Origin of the sequence: Bradyrhizobium tropiciagri, from assembly GCF_018130545.1 — a bacterium.
GTDB lineage: Bacteria > Pseudomonadota > Alphaproteobacteria > Rhizobiales > Xanthobacteraceae > Bradyrhizobium > Bradyrhizobium tropiciagri_A.
Map to the genome: position 1 here is coordinate 130150 of NZ_JAFCKF010000002.1, position 14207 is coordinate 144356.

A 14207-nucleotide genomic window follows, 5' to 3' on the forward strand; every position below is an offset into this window, starting at 1 on the left:
CTGCGCAATTAAGATTAGAAAATCTAAATCATGGAAAGCCGCCTTCCACCCCTGAACGCGCTCAAGGCGTTCGAGTCCGCCGCCCGCCATCTCTCGGTGAAGCTCGCGGCCGAGGAGCTGTGCGTGACGCCGGGCGCGGTCAGCCAGATGCTCAAGACGCTGGAAGCGCATCTCGGCACAAAGCTGTTCGAGCGGGTGCCGCGCGGTATCTACCTCACTGACGCCGGGCGCGACTATCTGCCGTCGATCCGCAATGCATTTCGCCAGATCGCGGAGGCCTCGCGCCGCGTCGCTGCCTCTGTTGACGTCGGCACGCTGACGGTGAGCGTTACACCGTTCTTTGCGTCGGCCTGGCTGGTGCCGCGCATGGCGTCGTTCCAGGACGCGCATCCCGAGATCGATCTGCAGATCGTCACCAGCAACACGCTGGTCGATTTCTCGCGCAGCGGCATCGACGTCGCGGTGCGCCACGGCCTCGGCCGCTATCCCGGGCTGCGCAGCGATCGCGTCGTCACGGTCGAGATGGTGGTGGTGGCGGCGCCGTCGCTGGTTGCGCGGCTCGGGCGACCGGCATCGCCCACAGACCTCGCCGGCTGGCCGCAGGTGCATGATGCTGATCGCAAGGGCTGGAGCCTGTGGTTTCAGGCCAACGGCATCGCTGAGGTTCGCACGCCGCGCGGTCCCTCGTTCGATGACAGTGGTCTGCTGCTGAAGGCGGTGCTGACCGGGCAGGGCGCGGGCCTGTTGCCGGCGGCGATGGTCGCAAACGAGATCGAGAGCGGCGAACTGATCCAGCTCCTGGACACCGCGCATCTGGAAGAGTTCGCCTACTACCTCGTCTGCCCCGACAACCGGCAGGGGCTTCCGAAGATCGCGGCGTTCAGGGAATGGATATTGGGGCCGGTGGCGCAGGCTGCGGCTGCGGACCGTTAGCTTGCGGGTTTAGAACTTGCAGACATACCGACGGCCGTTTGTGTTCGGGTCAGTTCCGTCGCTCGATGAAAAATAAAGCACATTCGCCCAGTGCGAATAGGCGCCGCGACCAATCTTCTGGATTGTGTCGTGTGACGAGTGGGAAGGCCCAATGAGCTTGTCGTTCTCAAATAGGGCAAGATTTGATGCAATCGGATTGGCGCTGCTGTCTCCGGCCGGAACGTGGTCGGGCAGCATGAAGGCCCACATTTGCCCGGCGCTTGGCGAAGGCGATGAGACGGTCAGTTCGCTCGGCTTGCGAGTCTTGATCCGTCGACCGTCCTCCATTTCGAAGGGAACAAACCATTCGATCGAGCTTGTGTCGTAGGCTTGGCCGATGAACTTTCGCCCATACAAGCTCTGCATCGGCACGGCATGGTCAAGAGAGTCTGCCCGTTTTCGCGCGGCGAACATATGGAAGGCGATCTTGCTGTCCATTGTCCCAAGGATTCCTTCTCCGAACGATCCGGGGAGCGCGGGCCTGATCTGCCAGACCGGCGATGCCTTTGGATCGAAGTGGAGGGAGGCGGAGTTCAGAACGTCGAACTGCGCGGCCGCGTAGTAGTCGAGCATCAGCGTGGGACTGAACTGATAAAAGCCGTGATCGATACAATTGCTCATTGGCAGGATGTGGATGGCAAGCCCGCCTGGTTTTAGCATCCGCGTGATGTTCGCTAGCCCATTGGGGACGTGAAAGACATGCTCGAGCGTCCCGCCGTTGAGAACGGCGCCGAACCTGCCGACCAGTTCCGGCGGAAGGCTTTCGTTGTTCAGATCAAATTCGAAATCTGCGCCCTCATATTTGCTGACGTCGATGCTCGAAAGCTCACCCAGGCCGCACAGTTCAAAATAGCTGCGCGCATCCATCGGATGATTGCCACGGGGCCAAAGTGACATCTTCCCGATGGCCTTGAAGAAGGTCTTTTCGGTGAATCCAACGTCCATGACGCCCAGCGTGGCAATGGGGTCCTTGACGTCGTGGGCCAGGAGCCACTCGCGCAACAACACGGCAACGTTCAACGCCAAGCCCATCTCGTCTCCACTATGCGGACCCATCCCATTTGGGTGCGGACGCTAGCCCGTCGCAACCGCCCCGAGCAAGCGCCCATCGTTGCCATATCGCAACCGCATGGCGTGTTCCATCTCAAATTCGCCGCGGGGCCCGTCGGGTCAGCGGCATCGGGTCGCCCGCCAAGCCCTATCGATAGAACGCGTTCGGCGGCACGCCGAAATGCCTACGGAACATCGCGGTAAAGGCGCTCTGGCTGGCATAGCCGGCATCGAGCGCGACATCGACCACACGTGCGCCCTGCGCAAGGCGTTCGAGCGCGAACAGCAGGCGCGCCTGCTGGCGCCATTCGCCGAACGTCATGCCGGTTTCCCTGGCGAACAGGCGATGGATCGTCTTCGATGTCAGCTTCAGGCGGCGCGCCCATTGCTCGGCAGTCGAGGCATCATCCGGGCGGGCCACCAGCGCCTTGCAGATCCGCGCCAGCCTGATGTCGCGCGGCATCGGCAGATGCAGCGGCAGCACATCGATTTCGCGCAGCTGGTCGAGCAGCACCCGCATCAGGCGCTCGTCGCTCGTGCCGGGGGCGTAGTCCAGCGGCACCCGCATCGCGGCGACGAACAATTCGCGCAGCAGCGGCGAGACCGTGAAGACGCAGCTGGTCTGCGGCAGATTGGGCGCCGTGCTGGCATCGACGAACACGGTGCGGATCTTGACCGCGCCGCACATCCGGACCTCGTGTTCGAGATCGGCGACCAGCCACACTGCGCGATTGGGCGGCACCACCCAGGTGCCCTCGGCGCAGCGCACGATCATCACGCCCTCGATCGCGTAGAGCAGCTGGCCGCGCGGATGCGCATGCAGGCCGGTCGACGCGCCGCTCGGATAGTCGATCTCCATCGCCGCCATCGGCCGCGCCGTGGCGTGATAGTCGAGGTGCCGTGTGATCAGCTCGTCCAACACGTCTTCATCTCGCAAGTCCCAATCGCATGTCCCAATCTCGCTAGGTGCGGTCATTCTAGCGTGAGACGGACTTCGGCGCGACAGGTAGTTGTTGGTGGGTCCTTCACCAACTCGCTGCCGGGTCATGTTCAAACAGAAAGCTGCACTGCTCTATCCATTCGTTGCCATCGTGCTGTGGGCCGGCAACGTCATCGTCTCCCGCCTCTCGGCGCATACGATCGGTCCGCAGGCGATCACCTTCTACCGCCTGCTGGTCGCGGTGCTCTTGATGTCGCCGTTCGTCGCGCCTGCTGCGTGGCGCAATCGCCGCGCGATCTGGCCGCATCTTGGTCCGCTCGCGATCCTCGGCTTCCTTGCGATGTGCCTGTTCCAGAGCTTGTCGTATCTGGCGGCCGAGACCACCACCGCGACCAACATGGCCGTGTTTACTGCGCTGACGCCGCTGTTGACGGTCGCGCTCAGTGCCGCGCTACTCGGCGAGCAGCCGACGCTTGGCATGATCTGCGGCGCGCCGTTGTCGTTTGCGGGGCTGGTCTATCTCGTCAGCGGCGGCGACTTGCCGGCGCTGGTGCAGAACGGCGTGCACGCGGGCGACGCGCTGATGCTGCTCGCCGCAATCGTCTACGCGCTGTATGGCGTGCTGCTGAAGCGTTGGAATCTGCCGATCACCGGATGGCAGTCGACCTACATGCAGGCGCTGTGCGCGCTGGCCGTGATGTTTCCCGCATTTCTCGCGACCCCGGCCGCGCTGCGTCAGTTCAACGGCGCGACGCTGCCGCTGATCCTCTATGCCGGCGCGCTGGCCTCGGTGGTGCTGCCGTTCCTCTGGATCCGCGGCGTCGCACAGCTTGGCCCGAACCGCTGCGCGATCTTCATGAACTTGCTGCCGGTGCTGACGGCTGTAGCTGCGATTGCGATGCTGGGTGAACCGGTCAGGCCCTTCCACGTCATCGGCGGCGGCCTCGCGCTACTCGGCGTCGCCTGCGCGCAGGCCTTCCCGCGGCCGCTGAAGACCGCGCGCGATGCGCGATAGATCACAGGGATCGGCGATCTCGCCGTTTTGATCAGAGGCGAGAGGCCAGGGCGGAATGGAGGGTTACGGACGGCGATCACCTGTTCATTGAAACGGAGTGATCGCGATGCGTGTCGCCTTACGGGTGTCCTTGCGTATGTCCTTGGCCCTGACGTTGCCCCTTGTGATCCCTTGGAGTGCGGCTGCCGACGCCGCAACGGCGCATCATCGGCGCGTGCGACAGCACCTCATGATTGCTCCAAGCGAACAGGCTGTGCCGTCGGGCTGGTACAGATATCCAGGCTTCGGGCCGATCCCGCCGGGCGAGAACCGGAATCTCGATCCGTCGACCCGCGGCAGCGGCTGACGTCGTCAGGTACACACCGACGCTGCCGCCGTGTACCTGAGTGACCCGCCTCTCATCAATTCCGGAACAGTTCGACCAGAGTTCCGGCCAGGGCGATGCAATGGTGTGTCGGCCCAATGTGGAGGAGGGTAAATCATGCGTTCCATTTCACTGAGCTTCGCCGTCGCCATCGCGATTGCTCTGTTCACGTTCGGTCAGTCGGCCTCTGCCGCCCCGATCGGGGCCGTCGTGAAGGCGTGCGACAGAACCGAAGGCTGCAACTACACCCTGAACAAGGCCGGAGACCTGTCCGGTTGCTCGAAGAAGGCCTGCTTCTACTGTCCCAACGACGGTAAGCGGCAGTGCATCGGGATTCAGTAGAATGGCAAGGGGCCTGTCTCTGGCGGGCCCCTTGCTTCCGAGTCACTGTGCCGCGGCGGTGAGCACCTCGTGCCGGGATCACCCGATGACGCGCTTCTCGAGTGTGGCGATGGTGCCCTTGAGATTGGCGCAGCGCTCGTTGAGCGACCTTGCCAAACTCGGATACCTTGCGTCCGACCGATCATAAACTCCCGCGCGCGCTTCTTCGGTCGCGATGTCGGCTTCGATCTGCTGGCAGGCGCTGACCAGATCGGACAGCATGTTGCTGATCGTCGACGCGCGTCCGGCACGTCCGCGAGCTGTCTCAAAACGATGATGCATGTTCATTTGCGGGCTCCGAATGTCTGGGTTCGGCACACCGGAAGCAGCTGGCGCCGAACTGTTCACGGATACATCGCAAGTATCCTGCCAGTCGCGGGTCCGTAGGAATACGGTCGGAGCGGGTCTGGCGCGACCTATGCCGCCGGGCGCCGACAGATGGGTCTCGCCGACTAGTCTCGGCGCCACGCCGGAATGCAGGCGCTGAGCGTGGCGCGCTTGTAGTCGCGCGCGGCATCCTGATCTCCGGTTTGTTCGGCAAACCTGATTGCGGCCTCCATGTCCTGGACGGCGGACGCGCTGTCGCAGAACAGGCTGTGAATGTCGGCCCGGTATCGATAGGCCCTGTAGTTCATCGGGTTGTATGACAGCGCCAGATTGTAGTTGTTTTGCTCCTCAGTGGCACCTCGGCGTGCTTCATCCGACTGGCTGTTGAAGTTGGCGAGGCGATTGAGTGACTGCAGTGTCCCGAGCTCCGTGTAACGGAGAGACATCGCGCCAAGACTCGCAGGCAGTACTTCGCGCGACGGAGATGGTTGCGTCACCGCAACGTTCGCGCGTTCAATTTCGATCTTCTTGTATTTTATGGCGTTGGCGTAGTCTCGCAAGCTTTGGAACGTGTTCGATATTTCGCTGTTGATCGGCGCAAGATAGGCTGTCGAGAGCCGTCGATCGCTCAACAGGTTCAGGCATGCCCGTATCTTGGCCTGCGGCGGCAAGACATCGCGACATTCCCTGTCGACCACACGCCACGTGTCCCGCGCGTGCGCCGTCGGCGGTGTCTGCGCAGCCGGCAGAACGACAGCCAGCGCGAAGCAGATCGCTATCCTGAGGCCGCGGCTTGGGCCGTTCATTTCAATTCTTCTTATGTCCAAATTCTTTCTATGTCTTCGCGTTCAGCCCGATCCCGACCAGCCGGCGGATCGTGCATGATGATTTGATGCCAAATAATCCGGCCGAGGGGAAGCTGACACGCAGCATGGATGGGCGCAAAAGTGGGGCCGTTCGTGACTGGGAAAGACCGAACGGCCCCAGCCGGCCCGTAGCACCAAAATGGAAGAAAGCGGCCGGCGCTCCAGCTACGACGTCGCCCGACAAATGGTTTCACCGGCCAAGCGAGGTCGCGGCCGTTCGATCCCTTTCGAGCAGTTGGATCAGCTCACCTTTGCTCCCTTTACCGTGTCTTCGAGGAACGGCTGCTCGCTATGAGTGCGCAGGGCCCGCTTGGCGACAGGTCGTTAAAACGAACGCCGCCTTGCTGCATTGCCATTGGCTGCCAAGCGCAGCGCTCGAGACAGGCCGCGGGGCAGCAACGATCGCCAGCATGACAACCATGCAAGCCAGCGACGTTGCGAAGACGAACCTGGTTGCTTTGGACGAGAAGCACTGCCGTAGCCAGGGGCCCAGGTCGGCGGAGCGACGAAGCTGGGCATTGTGCAAAACCTGGTCGAGATCCTGGAATTGAACGCCACTGTCTTGCTGCATGGCTCTACTCCGGAAAATATTCAGGTGAATGAAAACAATAGGGGGATGCTGGTCGCGGTTTGTTGCGGGCTCGCTTCGTGGCAGTGGAAATGATGTTTCGTTCACGTGGAGGTGACTGCCGGTTCAGGGCAGGCGGGGGCTTGAACCGCGGCAGCAGGTAAGGATCGGCAGTATGGCGCTCCTCCCAGAATTGCCGTCATGCGGCGAGCGCGGTGACCGGGTGCCGGCGGTGCGCGGCGATGCAGGACAGGACGCTGGCGACGACCAGGCCGAAGGCGGCAATCTCCAGCACAGTTGGCAGGCGTTGCTCCCACACGAAGCCGTAGAGGAGCGCGAACAGGGTTTCGAACAGGATCATCTGGCCGACCATGGTCAGCGGCAGCAGCCGACTCATTCGATTCCACAGCGCATTGCCGATGACGGAGGCGAGGATCGCCACGCCCAGCGACACGCCACCGAGTTGAAGCCATGCTCCGGCATCGTGATGGATAGGCTCGGCCAGCACCGAGACCGGAACCAGCGCGATAGCCTGCGCGCCGGTCACGATGCCGGTGAGCAGATTCCAGTCATGCGCAGACAGATGGTCGAGACGAACAAGGCAGCGGCTGTTGCCGACCGCATAGGCTGTCCACGATACGAGCGCGCCGATCGCGCAGATCAAGCCCACCATCTGCGTGGCAGCGGATCCTGAAATGGGCATCGCTACGGCCTGCCACCCGATGCAAATTGCGCCCGCCGCGCAGAGCAGCAACGAGGGGAGGAGGCGTTGCAGGGGAATGGCATCGCGGTCGCGACTGCCGATGATCGTCACCGCGACGGGCAGGAAGCCGATCACGAGTGAGGTCATGGCGATCCCGCCAGCCTGCACCGCAGTCGACAGCAAGACAAAGTAGAGCGTGTTGCCGGCGAACGCGAGCCAGGTGAGCGACAGCCAGTCGTGCCGCGTCAGTCTGTCGATCAGTGTGCGCCAGCGCGGAATGATGAGAACGGCCGAGATGATGCCATAGCTTGCGTAACGGCCGATCGCGAGCTGGAGCGGGGTGAACGTCCGCACGAGCTCCGGCGCGAGGAAGACGAGCCCCCAGAGGGCTCCGGCGCCCAAGCCGCAGGCCAGGCCCACCCAGGTCCGATCGGTGCCGGGCGAGCCGGCGATGGCGATGCTCATGCAAGTCCTCGTTGCGAACGAGCGGGGAATAGCATCGCATCGACGAGCAATGCGCTCTTGCTTCGGGGGTAAAATGCAACAAATACTCGCCCATGAGCCGAGCATCTTCAGCGGCAGGGCGCACACTGGACAGCTTCGACCGTGCGATCCTCCGCATCATCCAGCGTGACAACAAGACGCCGCAGCGCTCGATCGCTGAGGCGGTGAATCTATCGGCTGCCGCCGTGCAACGGCGCATCGCGGCGATGGAGGCAGCCGGCGTGATCGAGCGGAACGTCGCGATCGTCGACACCAAGACGGTTCAGATGGCGATTACCGCTATCGTTGAGGTGCGCCTGACCGATGAGCGACTGCATACCGTCGACATGGCCAAATCTCTGTTCCGCGACGCGCCTGAGGTTCAGCAGTGCTACTACGTCACCGGCGGCATCAGCTTCATGCTGGTGATCGTCTCACCGGACATGGCCGCCTATGAAGCGACAACGCGGCGATTGTTCGCGCAGAACGAGGCGGTGGCGAGCTTCCGCAGTCTCATCGCGCTCGACCGTGTGAAGGTTGGCGCCGAGATCGTGATTCCCTGAAATCGCCAGGCGGCTATCGAAGCGTTTGCGCAGCCTTATCCGGGATCGGCTTCAGCAGACGCAAAGGCGGGGGTAGCTGCGGCAACGATGCCGTGATCGCAGCCATCGGTACATTGGTGTGATGGCGGAGAGGGAGGGATTCGAACCCTCGATACAGCTTGAGACCGTATGACGCTTTAGCAAAGCGTTGCCTTCAGCCACTCGGCCACCTCTCCAATGGGGCCGATATGCCCGAGTGGGCGCTGAGCCGCAAGCGGCAGATTCAGATTGCGACAAGGTGATTTAGCGGCAACTCGGTCGCCGGCGGCCCGCGGGCGGGCACTGAGCCTTTATATCGCGCATCTATTTGGTGGCACGGGCCCGAAGGCCGGATAAAAATGTAAGTTGTAACAATGGCTTAGACGCAAGCTGGTTGAAGCCGGAAGCGGCCGGACGCAAGTCTGTTGAAAACCGGCCGAAGCGGCTCATTCCACGCCGGTGCCGCGGTGGAGGTCGGCCTCGATCTGCAATCGGGTGCCGCCGCCGAACCGGGCGCGATAGACCTGCAGGTTCTCCATGATCCGCTGGACGTAGTTTCGCGTCTCCGAGAACGGAATCAGCTCGACCCAGTCGACTGCGTCGACCTTGGGGTCGCGCGGGTCGCCATAGCGCTCGATCCACTTCCGCACGCTGCCGCGGCCGGCATTGTAGGCGGCGAAGGTCAGGATGTAGGAGCCGCGATAGTCCTCGAGCAGGCCTCCGAGCTCGGCCGCGCCGAGCGTCGCGTTGTAGACCGGGTCGGTCTTCATCCGGTTGAGGTCGAAACCGATGCCGGCGCGCTTGGCGACGTAGCGTCCGGCGTCCGGCGTCACCTGCATCAGGCCGTAGGCCTGGGCCGGCGAGACCACGGCCGGATTGAACGCGCTCTCCTGCCGCGCGATCGCGTAGACCACGCTCTGCTCGACCTCCGGCCCGACCTGGCGGAACGAGGGAATCCCGTTGACCGGATAGGCGTAGTGGTCGAACGGCAGGCCGCGGTTGAGCGCGGCCTTGCCCATCAGCAGCATGCCGCGGGCATCGCCATGGCGCGCGGTCAGCTCGCCGAGGCCGGCCAGCGCTTCCGGATCGCCATTGTCGCCCATGTCGCCGAAGATCGGGATCGCAAGTTCGCGCGCGTCGATCTCATAGAGCAGGGCGACCGCACGCACGATCTCCAGCCGGTCGGCGCCGCGGCCGCGTGGCGCGCTGTTCAATTCGATCTGCGGCAGGCCAAGCTTTGCGCGCGCAAGCTGGCCGTAATAGCTGGTGGATTGCTCGGCCGCGCGTGCGTAGGCCGCGCGCGCCTCCTGGCCGCGGCCGGCGGCCTCCGCGGCACGGCCCTGCCAATAGCCGGCACGCGCCAGCGCGGTTGGGTTGGCGCTCCCGACGCCGATCCGCGCGAAATGCTGGGCGGCAAGGGCGGGATCGTTGAGGAAGCGCAGCGCGATCCAGCCCGAGGTGAATTCCTGCTCGGTCTTGTAGATGTCACGCGCCGGCAGCGCCGCGTCGCGCGCGATCAGATAGGCGGTGCGAAACTCGTTGACGTCGATCATCTTGCGCGCCAACAGCCGACGCTCGACCCACCATTCGTCGACATTGTAGAGGCGCGCGGCGTCCTTCGGCGCGCTCAGCATCAGCTGCGCGGCCTCGGAGAACTTCTCCTCGCGGCGCAGCAGCTGGATCTTGGCGAACAGATAGCCGGTGTCGCCGGTCAGGTCGCGCGGCACCTCTTCGAGCAGCGCGCGCAGGTTCGAACCCTTGCGGTTGGCCGCGATCCGCGCTTTTGCCAGCGCCAGGTAGCCGGAGCCGAGGCGCCTAGCCGCACGGATGCCGGCGGCCTCGTTGTCGGTGCCGTAGAGCATGGTGTCCATGCGCGCCTTGTGATCGCCGGCGGTCAGGAACGAGCCGAACATATCTAGCGCGGCGGATTCGGTGTCCTCGCTCATCGGATCGTTGCGCCAGGCCTCGCGCACCAGGCGTTCGGCATTGCCGCGGTCGCCGCGCCCGAGCATCACCTTGGCGAGCGCGAGTCGGCCTTTGGCCGAGACCGGCGATTCATTCTGGAACCAGCCCCAGACCGTGGAGTCGTCGCGACGGTCGTCCCACAGCGAGGCCTCGATGCGGCGGCGCAGGAAGGTCTGCGACGGCCAGCTCGGATTGGCGTCGAGGAAGGCGCGGTAACGTTCGACCGAGGCGCCATTGTCCTCGCTGCGCAGGATCAGCCATTCGGCGAGCTTGCGCGCGACCGGATCGGAGATCGAGGCCTCGGCCTCGGTGGCGTCCGACGGCTTGCGCTTGCGCAACAGCTCGACGACGCTCGCGAGCGCTTCCTTGTCCGACTGAGACGTCGACGATGTCGCTGCGATGGCCGCAGGCAGCACCGGCTTGCGCGCGATCGGCGCGGCATGCTGCCGGGTCGCTGGAACCAGTGCGGGTGCGAGCACCGACCTGGTCGAGACAGTTCCCGTTGCGGCCGGCGAGGCGTGCTTCGATGTCGTGGACGCGGTGCTCCTGGATTCGGTGGATTTCGGAGCCGTTGTCTTGTGCGCCTCGGTCTTGGGAGTGGCCTTGGCTCCGTCCGTCTTGGCCGTACCGGACTTGGACGCGGTCGTCTTTGCAGCGTCAGCCTTCGCGGCGTCGGTCTTGGCGGCGCTGTGTTTGGTTTCGCCGCTCTTGGTCGCGCCACTCTTGGCTTCGCTGTTCTTGGTCGCGGCCGGCTTGGAATCCGACGTCTTCGCCGTTGAGGTCTTGGCAGCGGTGCTCTTGGGAGCTGCCGTCTTGGTCGCAGCCGTCTTGGGAGCCGCAGTCTTCGACGCGGCCGGCTTCGCAGCACCGGATTTGGCAGCGGTGTCCTGGGCAGCCGCCTTGGCAGCTGGTGTGTCTTCGGCGGCCCATGCACTGGCCGTGATGGCGGCAAGGCCGACGACGAGCGCCAGGCTCGTCGCCAGCGCCGTCGATCGCAATGTGCCTGCGCGGGCGGAACGGATCACAGAAGTCCTCTGCGGCCCCGAATCATCTGATCGTCTGGGCCATGGGTTCTTATTTGATTGAAAACGTAGACAAAATACTAAGAAGCCTGCCGGTGCGGCTGTTTGCGCCAGCACAACGGCGAAATCGCGGCTGGAACCGGCTGGGAATAGGTACGGTGCGGCCCTTTCGCCTGTCGGCCAGACCCGATATTAATTGCCTTTCATGGCGTTTCGCATCAACCGGGTGCCGGTTGCACGGACGTGAAGCACGACAACAACAAAGGTCCGTCGACCTAGCCTTTAGCCTGAAGCGTTTGGAGGAAGTCCATGGCAGCCAAGACAAAATTCCGGGGATCATTCACTGCCTTGGTGACGCCCTTCAAAAACGGCGGCGTGGATGAGGCGGCGTTCCGCGGCCTGGTGAACTGGCAGATCGCCGAGGGCACCCACGGCCTGGTGCCGGTCGGGACCACAGGTGAGAGTCCGACGCTGAGCCATGACGAGCACAAGCGGGTGGTCGAGTGGTGCATCGAGGAGGCCAAGGGCCGGGTGCCCGTGATCGCCGGCGCCGGCTCCAATTCGACCAAGGAGGCGATCGAACTCGCCGAGCATGCCGAGAAGGCCGGCGCCAACGCCGTGCTGGTGGTGACGCCGTACTACAACAAGCCGACCCAGGAAGGCATGTATCAGCACTTCAAGGCGATCAACGATGCGATCGGCATTCCGATCATCATCTACAACATCCCGCCGCGCTCGGTGATCGACATGTCGGTCGACACCATGAAGCGGCTGTTCGAGCTGAAGAACATCGCCGGCGTCAAGGACGCGACCGCCAGCATGGTGCGGGTCTCGCAGCAGCGCGCCGCGATGGGCGAGGACTTCAACCAGCTGTCCGGCGAGGACGCCACCATCATCGGTTACATGGCGCATGGCGGCCATGGCTGCATCTCGGTGACCTCGAACGTCGCGCCGCGGCTGTGCTCGGAATTCCAGACCGCCTGGCAGAAGGGCGACGTCACCACCGCGCTCAAGATCCACGACAAGCTGATGCCGCTGCACACCAACCTCTTCATCGAGAGCAATCCGGCGCCGGTGAAGTATGCGATGTCGCTGCTCGGCAAGCTCGACGAGAAGCTGCGTCTGCCGATGGTGCCGGTCACCGAATCCACCCGCCAGGCGGTCCGCAGCGCCATGGTGCATGCCGGCCTGATCAACTGAACCGAGACGACCGTACCACCGTGAACAATGCCGTGCGCAATGTCGAACAGAAGGGGATGGGGATGCTGAAGGAATTCCGCGATTTCGCCATGAAGGGCAATGTCGTCGACCTCGCCGTCGGCGTCATCATCGGTGCGGCCTTCGGTGGCATCGTCACGTCATTGGTCAACGACATCATCATGCCGATTGTCGGCATGCTGGGCGGCCTCGACTTCTCCAACTATTTCGTCCCGCTCTCCAAGAACGTGGTCGCCACCAATCTGGCCGACGCGAAGAAGCAGGGTGCCGTGCTGGCTTACGGCAGTTTCATCACACTGATCGTGAATTTCGTCATCGTCGCATTCGTGCTGTTCATGGTCATTCGCACCATGAACCAGCTCAAGCGCAAGGAGGCGGCTGCGCCCGCCGAGCCGCCGAAGCCGTCCGCTGAAGCCGTGCTGCTGACGGAAATCCGCGACCTCCTCAAGAAGAGCTAAAGTGGCCGAGAAGAACGAACGCCCGATCAAGGTTGTCGCCGAAAACCGAAAGGCCCGCTTCAACTACGCCATCGAGGACACCATCGAGGCCGGCATTTCGCTGACCGGCACCGAGGTGAAATCAATCCGCAGCGGCAAGAGCACGATCGCGGAATCCTATGCGGATTCCAAGGACGGCGAGATCTGGCTGATCAACGCCAATATCCCGGAATATCTGCAGGCCAACCGCTTCAACCACGAGCCGAAGCGCCCACGGAAGCTGCTGCTGCACCGCAAGCAGATCAACAAGCTGCTCGGCGCGGTCGACCGCGAGGGCATGACGCTCATTCCGCTCAAGCTGTACTTCAACGAGCGCGGCCGTGCCAAACTGCTGCTCGCGGTCGCCAAGGGCAAGAAGCTGCACGACAAGCGCGAGAGCGAGAAGAAGCGCGACTGGAGCCGCGAGAAGGGCCGCCTGATGCGGGCGCGGGGGTAGCGCGCCGTTATCGCGAAGACGACGGATGGAGATGGGCCGATGAGCCAGGGCAGCTTGACCGACGTCGATTGGAGCAAGATTCCCCCGCCGACCGACGATGGCGGCGCGGCGCATCTTGTCGGCATGACGATCCCGCCGGTGACCTTGCGGGCCACCAACGACACTTCGGTGACGTTATCGGCGCTCGAGGGCCGCACCGTGGTGTTCGCCTATCCGCGAACCGGCGAGCCCGGCAAGATCGGGCTGGTCGATGATTGGGACATGATCCCGGGCGCACGCGGCTGTACGCCACAGACCTGCGCGTTCCGCGACCTGTTCGCCGAGCTCAAGGCGGCCGGCGCCGCGCAGGTGTTCGGACTGTCGACGCAAAGCAATGCCTACCAGACCGAGATGGCCTCGCGCTTGCACCTGCCGTTCCCGGTGCTGTCGGACGAAGCGCTGGAACTGACGCACACGCTGAGATTGCCGACGATGGCGGTGGCGGGCCTGACCCTGATCAAGCGGCTCGCCCTGGTCATTGACGATGCGCGCATCAGCTGCGTGTTCTATCCGGTGTTTCCGCCCGACCGGAACGCGGGCGACGTGCTGGAATGGCTGAAGGCCAATCCGCGGAAGGATTAGAGCGATACGAAGTTTTGGGACCGTCGCAGGGCGCGCTGCCAAAATATCGAAAAACAACCCCATGCAAAGTAGCCGGCGGCGGCCGGCGTTCGACCGGGAACTTGACTCGTCGGGCAACTCAGGGATATTCTTCTATTATTCCGAAGTGATGCGCGTTTGCCGCGGCATTTGCGGGCTTCGGATAGCGGTTCGCAAAGT

General features: G+C 63.6%; 14 protein-coding genes and 1 tRNA gene. 8 read left to right on the plus strand and 7 right to left on the minus strand.

Features of this window, described 5'->3' with window-relative positions:
* The first annotated feature begins 30 nt into the window (after positions 1 to 30).
* Complete coding sequence (gene gcvA, locus JQ616_RS07165) at positions 31 to 933, plus strand: transcriptional regulator GcvA (RefSeq protein WP_212013339.1); 903 nt, start codon at positions 31 to 33, stop codon at positions 931 to 933.
* Positions 934 to 942: 9 nt separating this feature from the next.
* Here gcvA and JQ616_RS07170 read toward each other — a convergent pair whose 3' ends face one another.
* Both JQ616_RS07170 and JQ616_RS07175 read right to left on the minus strand, forming a co-directional pair.
* Positions 943 to 1998: a hypothetical protein gene (locus JQ616_RS07170; RefSeq protein ID WP_212013340.1), complete on the minus strand. Its 1056-nt coding sequence runs from the start codon at positions 1996 to 1998 to the stop codon at positions 943 to 945.
* Positions 1999 to 2170: 172 nt separating this feature from the next.
* Positions 2171 to 2944 carry an AraC family transcriptional regulator gene (locus JQ616_RS07175; RefSeq protein ID WP_349629967.1) on the minus strand — a complete coding sequence of 258 codons (774 nt, stop codon included), beginning with the start codon at positions 2942 to 2944 and terminating at the stop codon, positions 2171 to 2173.
* A gap of 124 nt (positions 2945 to 3068) precedes the next feature.
* Between JQ616_RS07175 and JQ616_RS07180 the strand changes: the two genes are divergently transcribed.
* Entirely contained in the window at positions 3069 to 3977 is a 909-nt protein-coding gene (locus tag JQ616_RS07180; protein WP_212013341.1) for a DMT family transporter, read from the plus strand.
* A gap of 481 nt (positions 3978 to 4458) precedes the next feature.
* The gene (locus JQ616_RS07190) at positions 4459 to 4683 is read left to right on the plus strand and encodes a hypothetical protein (RefSeq protein WP_212013342.1); all 225 of its coding nucleotides are present in this window, start codon (positions 4459 to 4461) and stop codon (positions 4681 to 4683) included.
* Between the two features lie 78 nt (positions 4684 to 4761).
* Here the strand turns inward: JQ616_RS07190 and JQ616_RS07195 are convergent, their stop codons facing one another.
* The 3 genes from JQ616_RS07195 to JQ616_RS07205 form a co-directional block, all read right to left on the minus strand.
* Positions 4762 to 5070 carry a hypothetical protein gene (locus tag JQ616_RS07195; RefSeq protein ID WP_349629968.1) on the minus strand — a complete coding sequence of 103 codons (309 nt, stop codon included), beginning with the start codon at positions 5068 to 5070 and terminating at the stop codon, positions 4762 to 4764.
* A 104-nt stretch (positions 5071 to 5174) separates the two neighbouring features.
* Positions 5175 to 5855: a hypothetical protein gene (locus tag JQ616_RS07200; RefSeq protein ID WP_212013343.1), complete on the minus strand. Its 681-nt coding sequence runs from the start codon at positions 5853 to 5855 to the stop codon at positions 5175 to 5177.
* Positions 5856 to 6682: 827 nt separating this feature from the next.
* Positions 6683 to 7651 carry a DMT family transporter gene (locus tag JQ616_RS07205; protein ID WP_212013344.1) on the minus strand — a complete coding sequence of 323 codons (969 nt, stop codon included), beginning with the start codon at positions 7649 to 7651 and terminating at the stop codon, positions 6683 to 6685.
* A gap of 92 nt (positions 7652 to 7743) precedes the next feature.
* Here JQ616_RS07205 and JQ616_RS07210 point away from each other — a divergent pair, with 92 nt between their 5' ends.
* Positions 7744 to 8232, plus strand: a complete 489-nt coding sequence (locus JQ616_RS07210) for an Lrp/AsnC family transcriptional regulator (RefSeq protein WP_212013345.1) — start codon at positions 7744 to 7746, stop codon at positions 8230 to 8232.
* Between the two features lie 122 nt (positions 8233 to 8354).
* Here the strand turns inward: JQ616_RS07210 and JQ616_RS07215 are convergent.
* Positions 8355 to 8447 (minus strand) — tRNA-Ser (locus JQ616_RS07215).
* Positions 8448 to 8696: 249 nt separating this feature from the next.
* A complete protein-coding gene (locus JQ616_RS07220; protein WP_349629969.1) occupies positions 8697 to 11240 on the minus strand; it encodes a transglycosylase SLT domain-containing protein in 2544 nt (847 codons plus the stop codon).
* A 306-nt stretch (positions 11241 to 11546) separates the two neighbouring features.
* Between JQ616_RS07220 and dapA the strand changes: the two genes are divergently transcribed.
* From dapA to JQ616_RS07240, 4 genes are all read left to right on the plus strand, one after another.
* Positions 11547 to 12437 carry a 4-hydroxy-tetrahydrodipicolinate synthase gene (dapA, locus tag JQ616_RS07225; RefSeq protein ID WP_212013346.1) on the plus strand — a complete coding sequence of 297 codons (891 nt, stop codon included), beginning with the start codon at positions 11547 to 11549 and terminating at the stop codon, positions 12435 to 12437.
* A gap of 62 nt (positions 12438 to 12499) precedes the next feature.
* A complete protein-coding gene (mscL, locus tag JQ616_RS07230; protein WP_212014722.1) occupies positions 12500 to 12913 on the plus strand; it encodes a large conductance mechanosensitive channel protein MscL in 414 nt (137 codons plus the stop codon).
* Between the two features lies 1 nt (position 12914).
* Positions 12915 to 13388: an SsrA-binding protein SmpB gene (gene smpB / locus JQ616_RS07235; RefSeq protein WP_212013348.1), complete on the plus strand. Its 474-nt coding sequence runs from the start codon at positions 12915 to 12917 to the stop codon at positions 13386 to 13388.
* Positions 13389 to 13427: 39 nt separating this feature from the next.
* Complete coding sequence (locus JQ616_RS07240) at positions 13428 to 14009, plus strand: peroxiredoxin (RefSeq protein WP_212013350.1); 582 nt, start codon at positions 13428 to 13430, stop codon at positions 14007 to 14009.
* Positions 14010 to 14207: the final 198 nt, after the last annotated feature.

Coding starts and splice junctions, on each gene's coding strand:
- JQ616_RS07210 (WP_212013345.1), top strand. CDS start 7,744: ATGAGCCGAGCATCTTCAGCGGCAGGGCGCACACTGGACAGCTTCGAC.
- mscL (WP_212014722.1), top strand. CDS start 12,500: ATGCTGAAGGAATTCCGCGATTTCGCCATGAAGGGCAATGTCGTCGAC.
- JQ616_RS07190 (WP_212013342.1), top strand. CDS start 4,459: ATGCGTTCCATTTCACTGAGCTTCGCCGTCGCCATCGCGATTGCTCTG.
- JQ616_RS07180 (WP_212013341.1), top strand. CDS start 3,069: ATGTTCAAACAGAAAGCTGCACTGCTCTATCCATTCGTTGCCATCGTG.
- JQ616_RS07200 (WP_212013343.1), bottom strand. CDS start 5,855: ATGAACGGCCCAAGCCGCGGCCTCAGGATAGCGATCTGCTTCGCGCTG.
- JQ616_RS07205 (WP_212013344.1), bottom strand. CDS start 7,651: ATGAGCATCGCCATCGCCGGCTCGCCCGGCACCGATCGGACCTGGGTG.
- gcvA (WP_212013339.1), top strand. CDS start 31: ATGGAAAGCCGCCTTCCACCCCTGAACGCGCTCAAGGCGTTCGAGTCC.
- JQ616_RS07240 (WP_212013350.1), top strand. CDS start 13,428: ATGAGCCAGGGCAGCTTGACCGACGTCGATTGGAGCAAGATTCCCCCG.
- dapA (WP_212013346.1), top strand. CDS start 11,547: ATGGCAGCCAAGACAAAATTCCGGGGATCATTCACTGCCTTGGTGACG.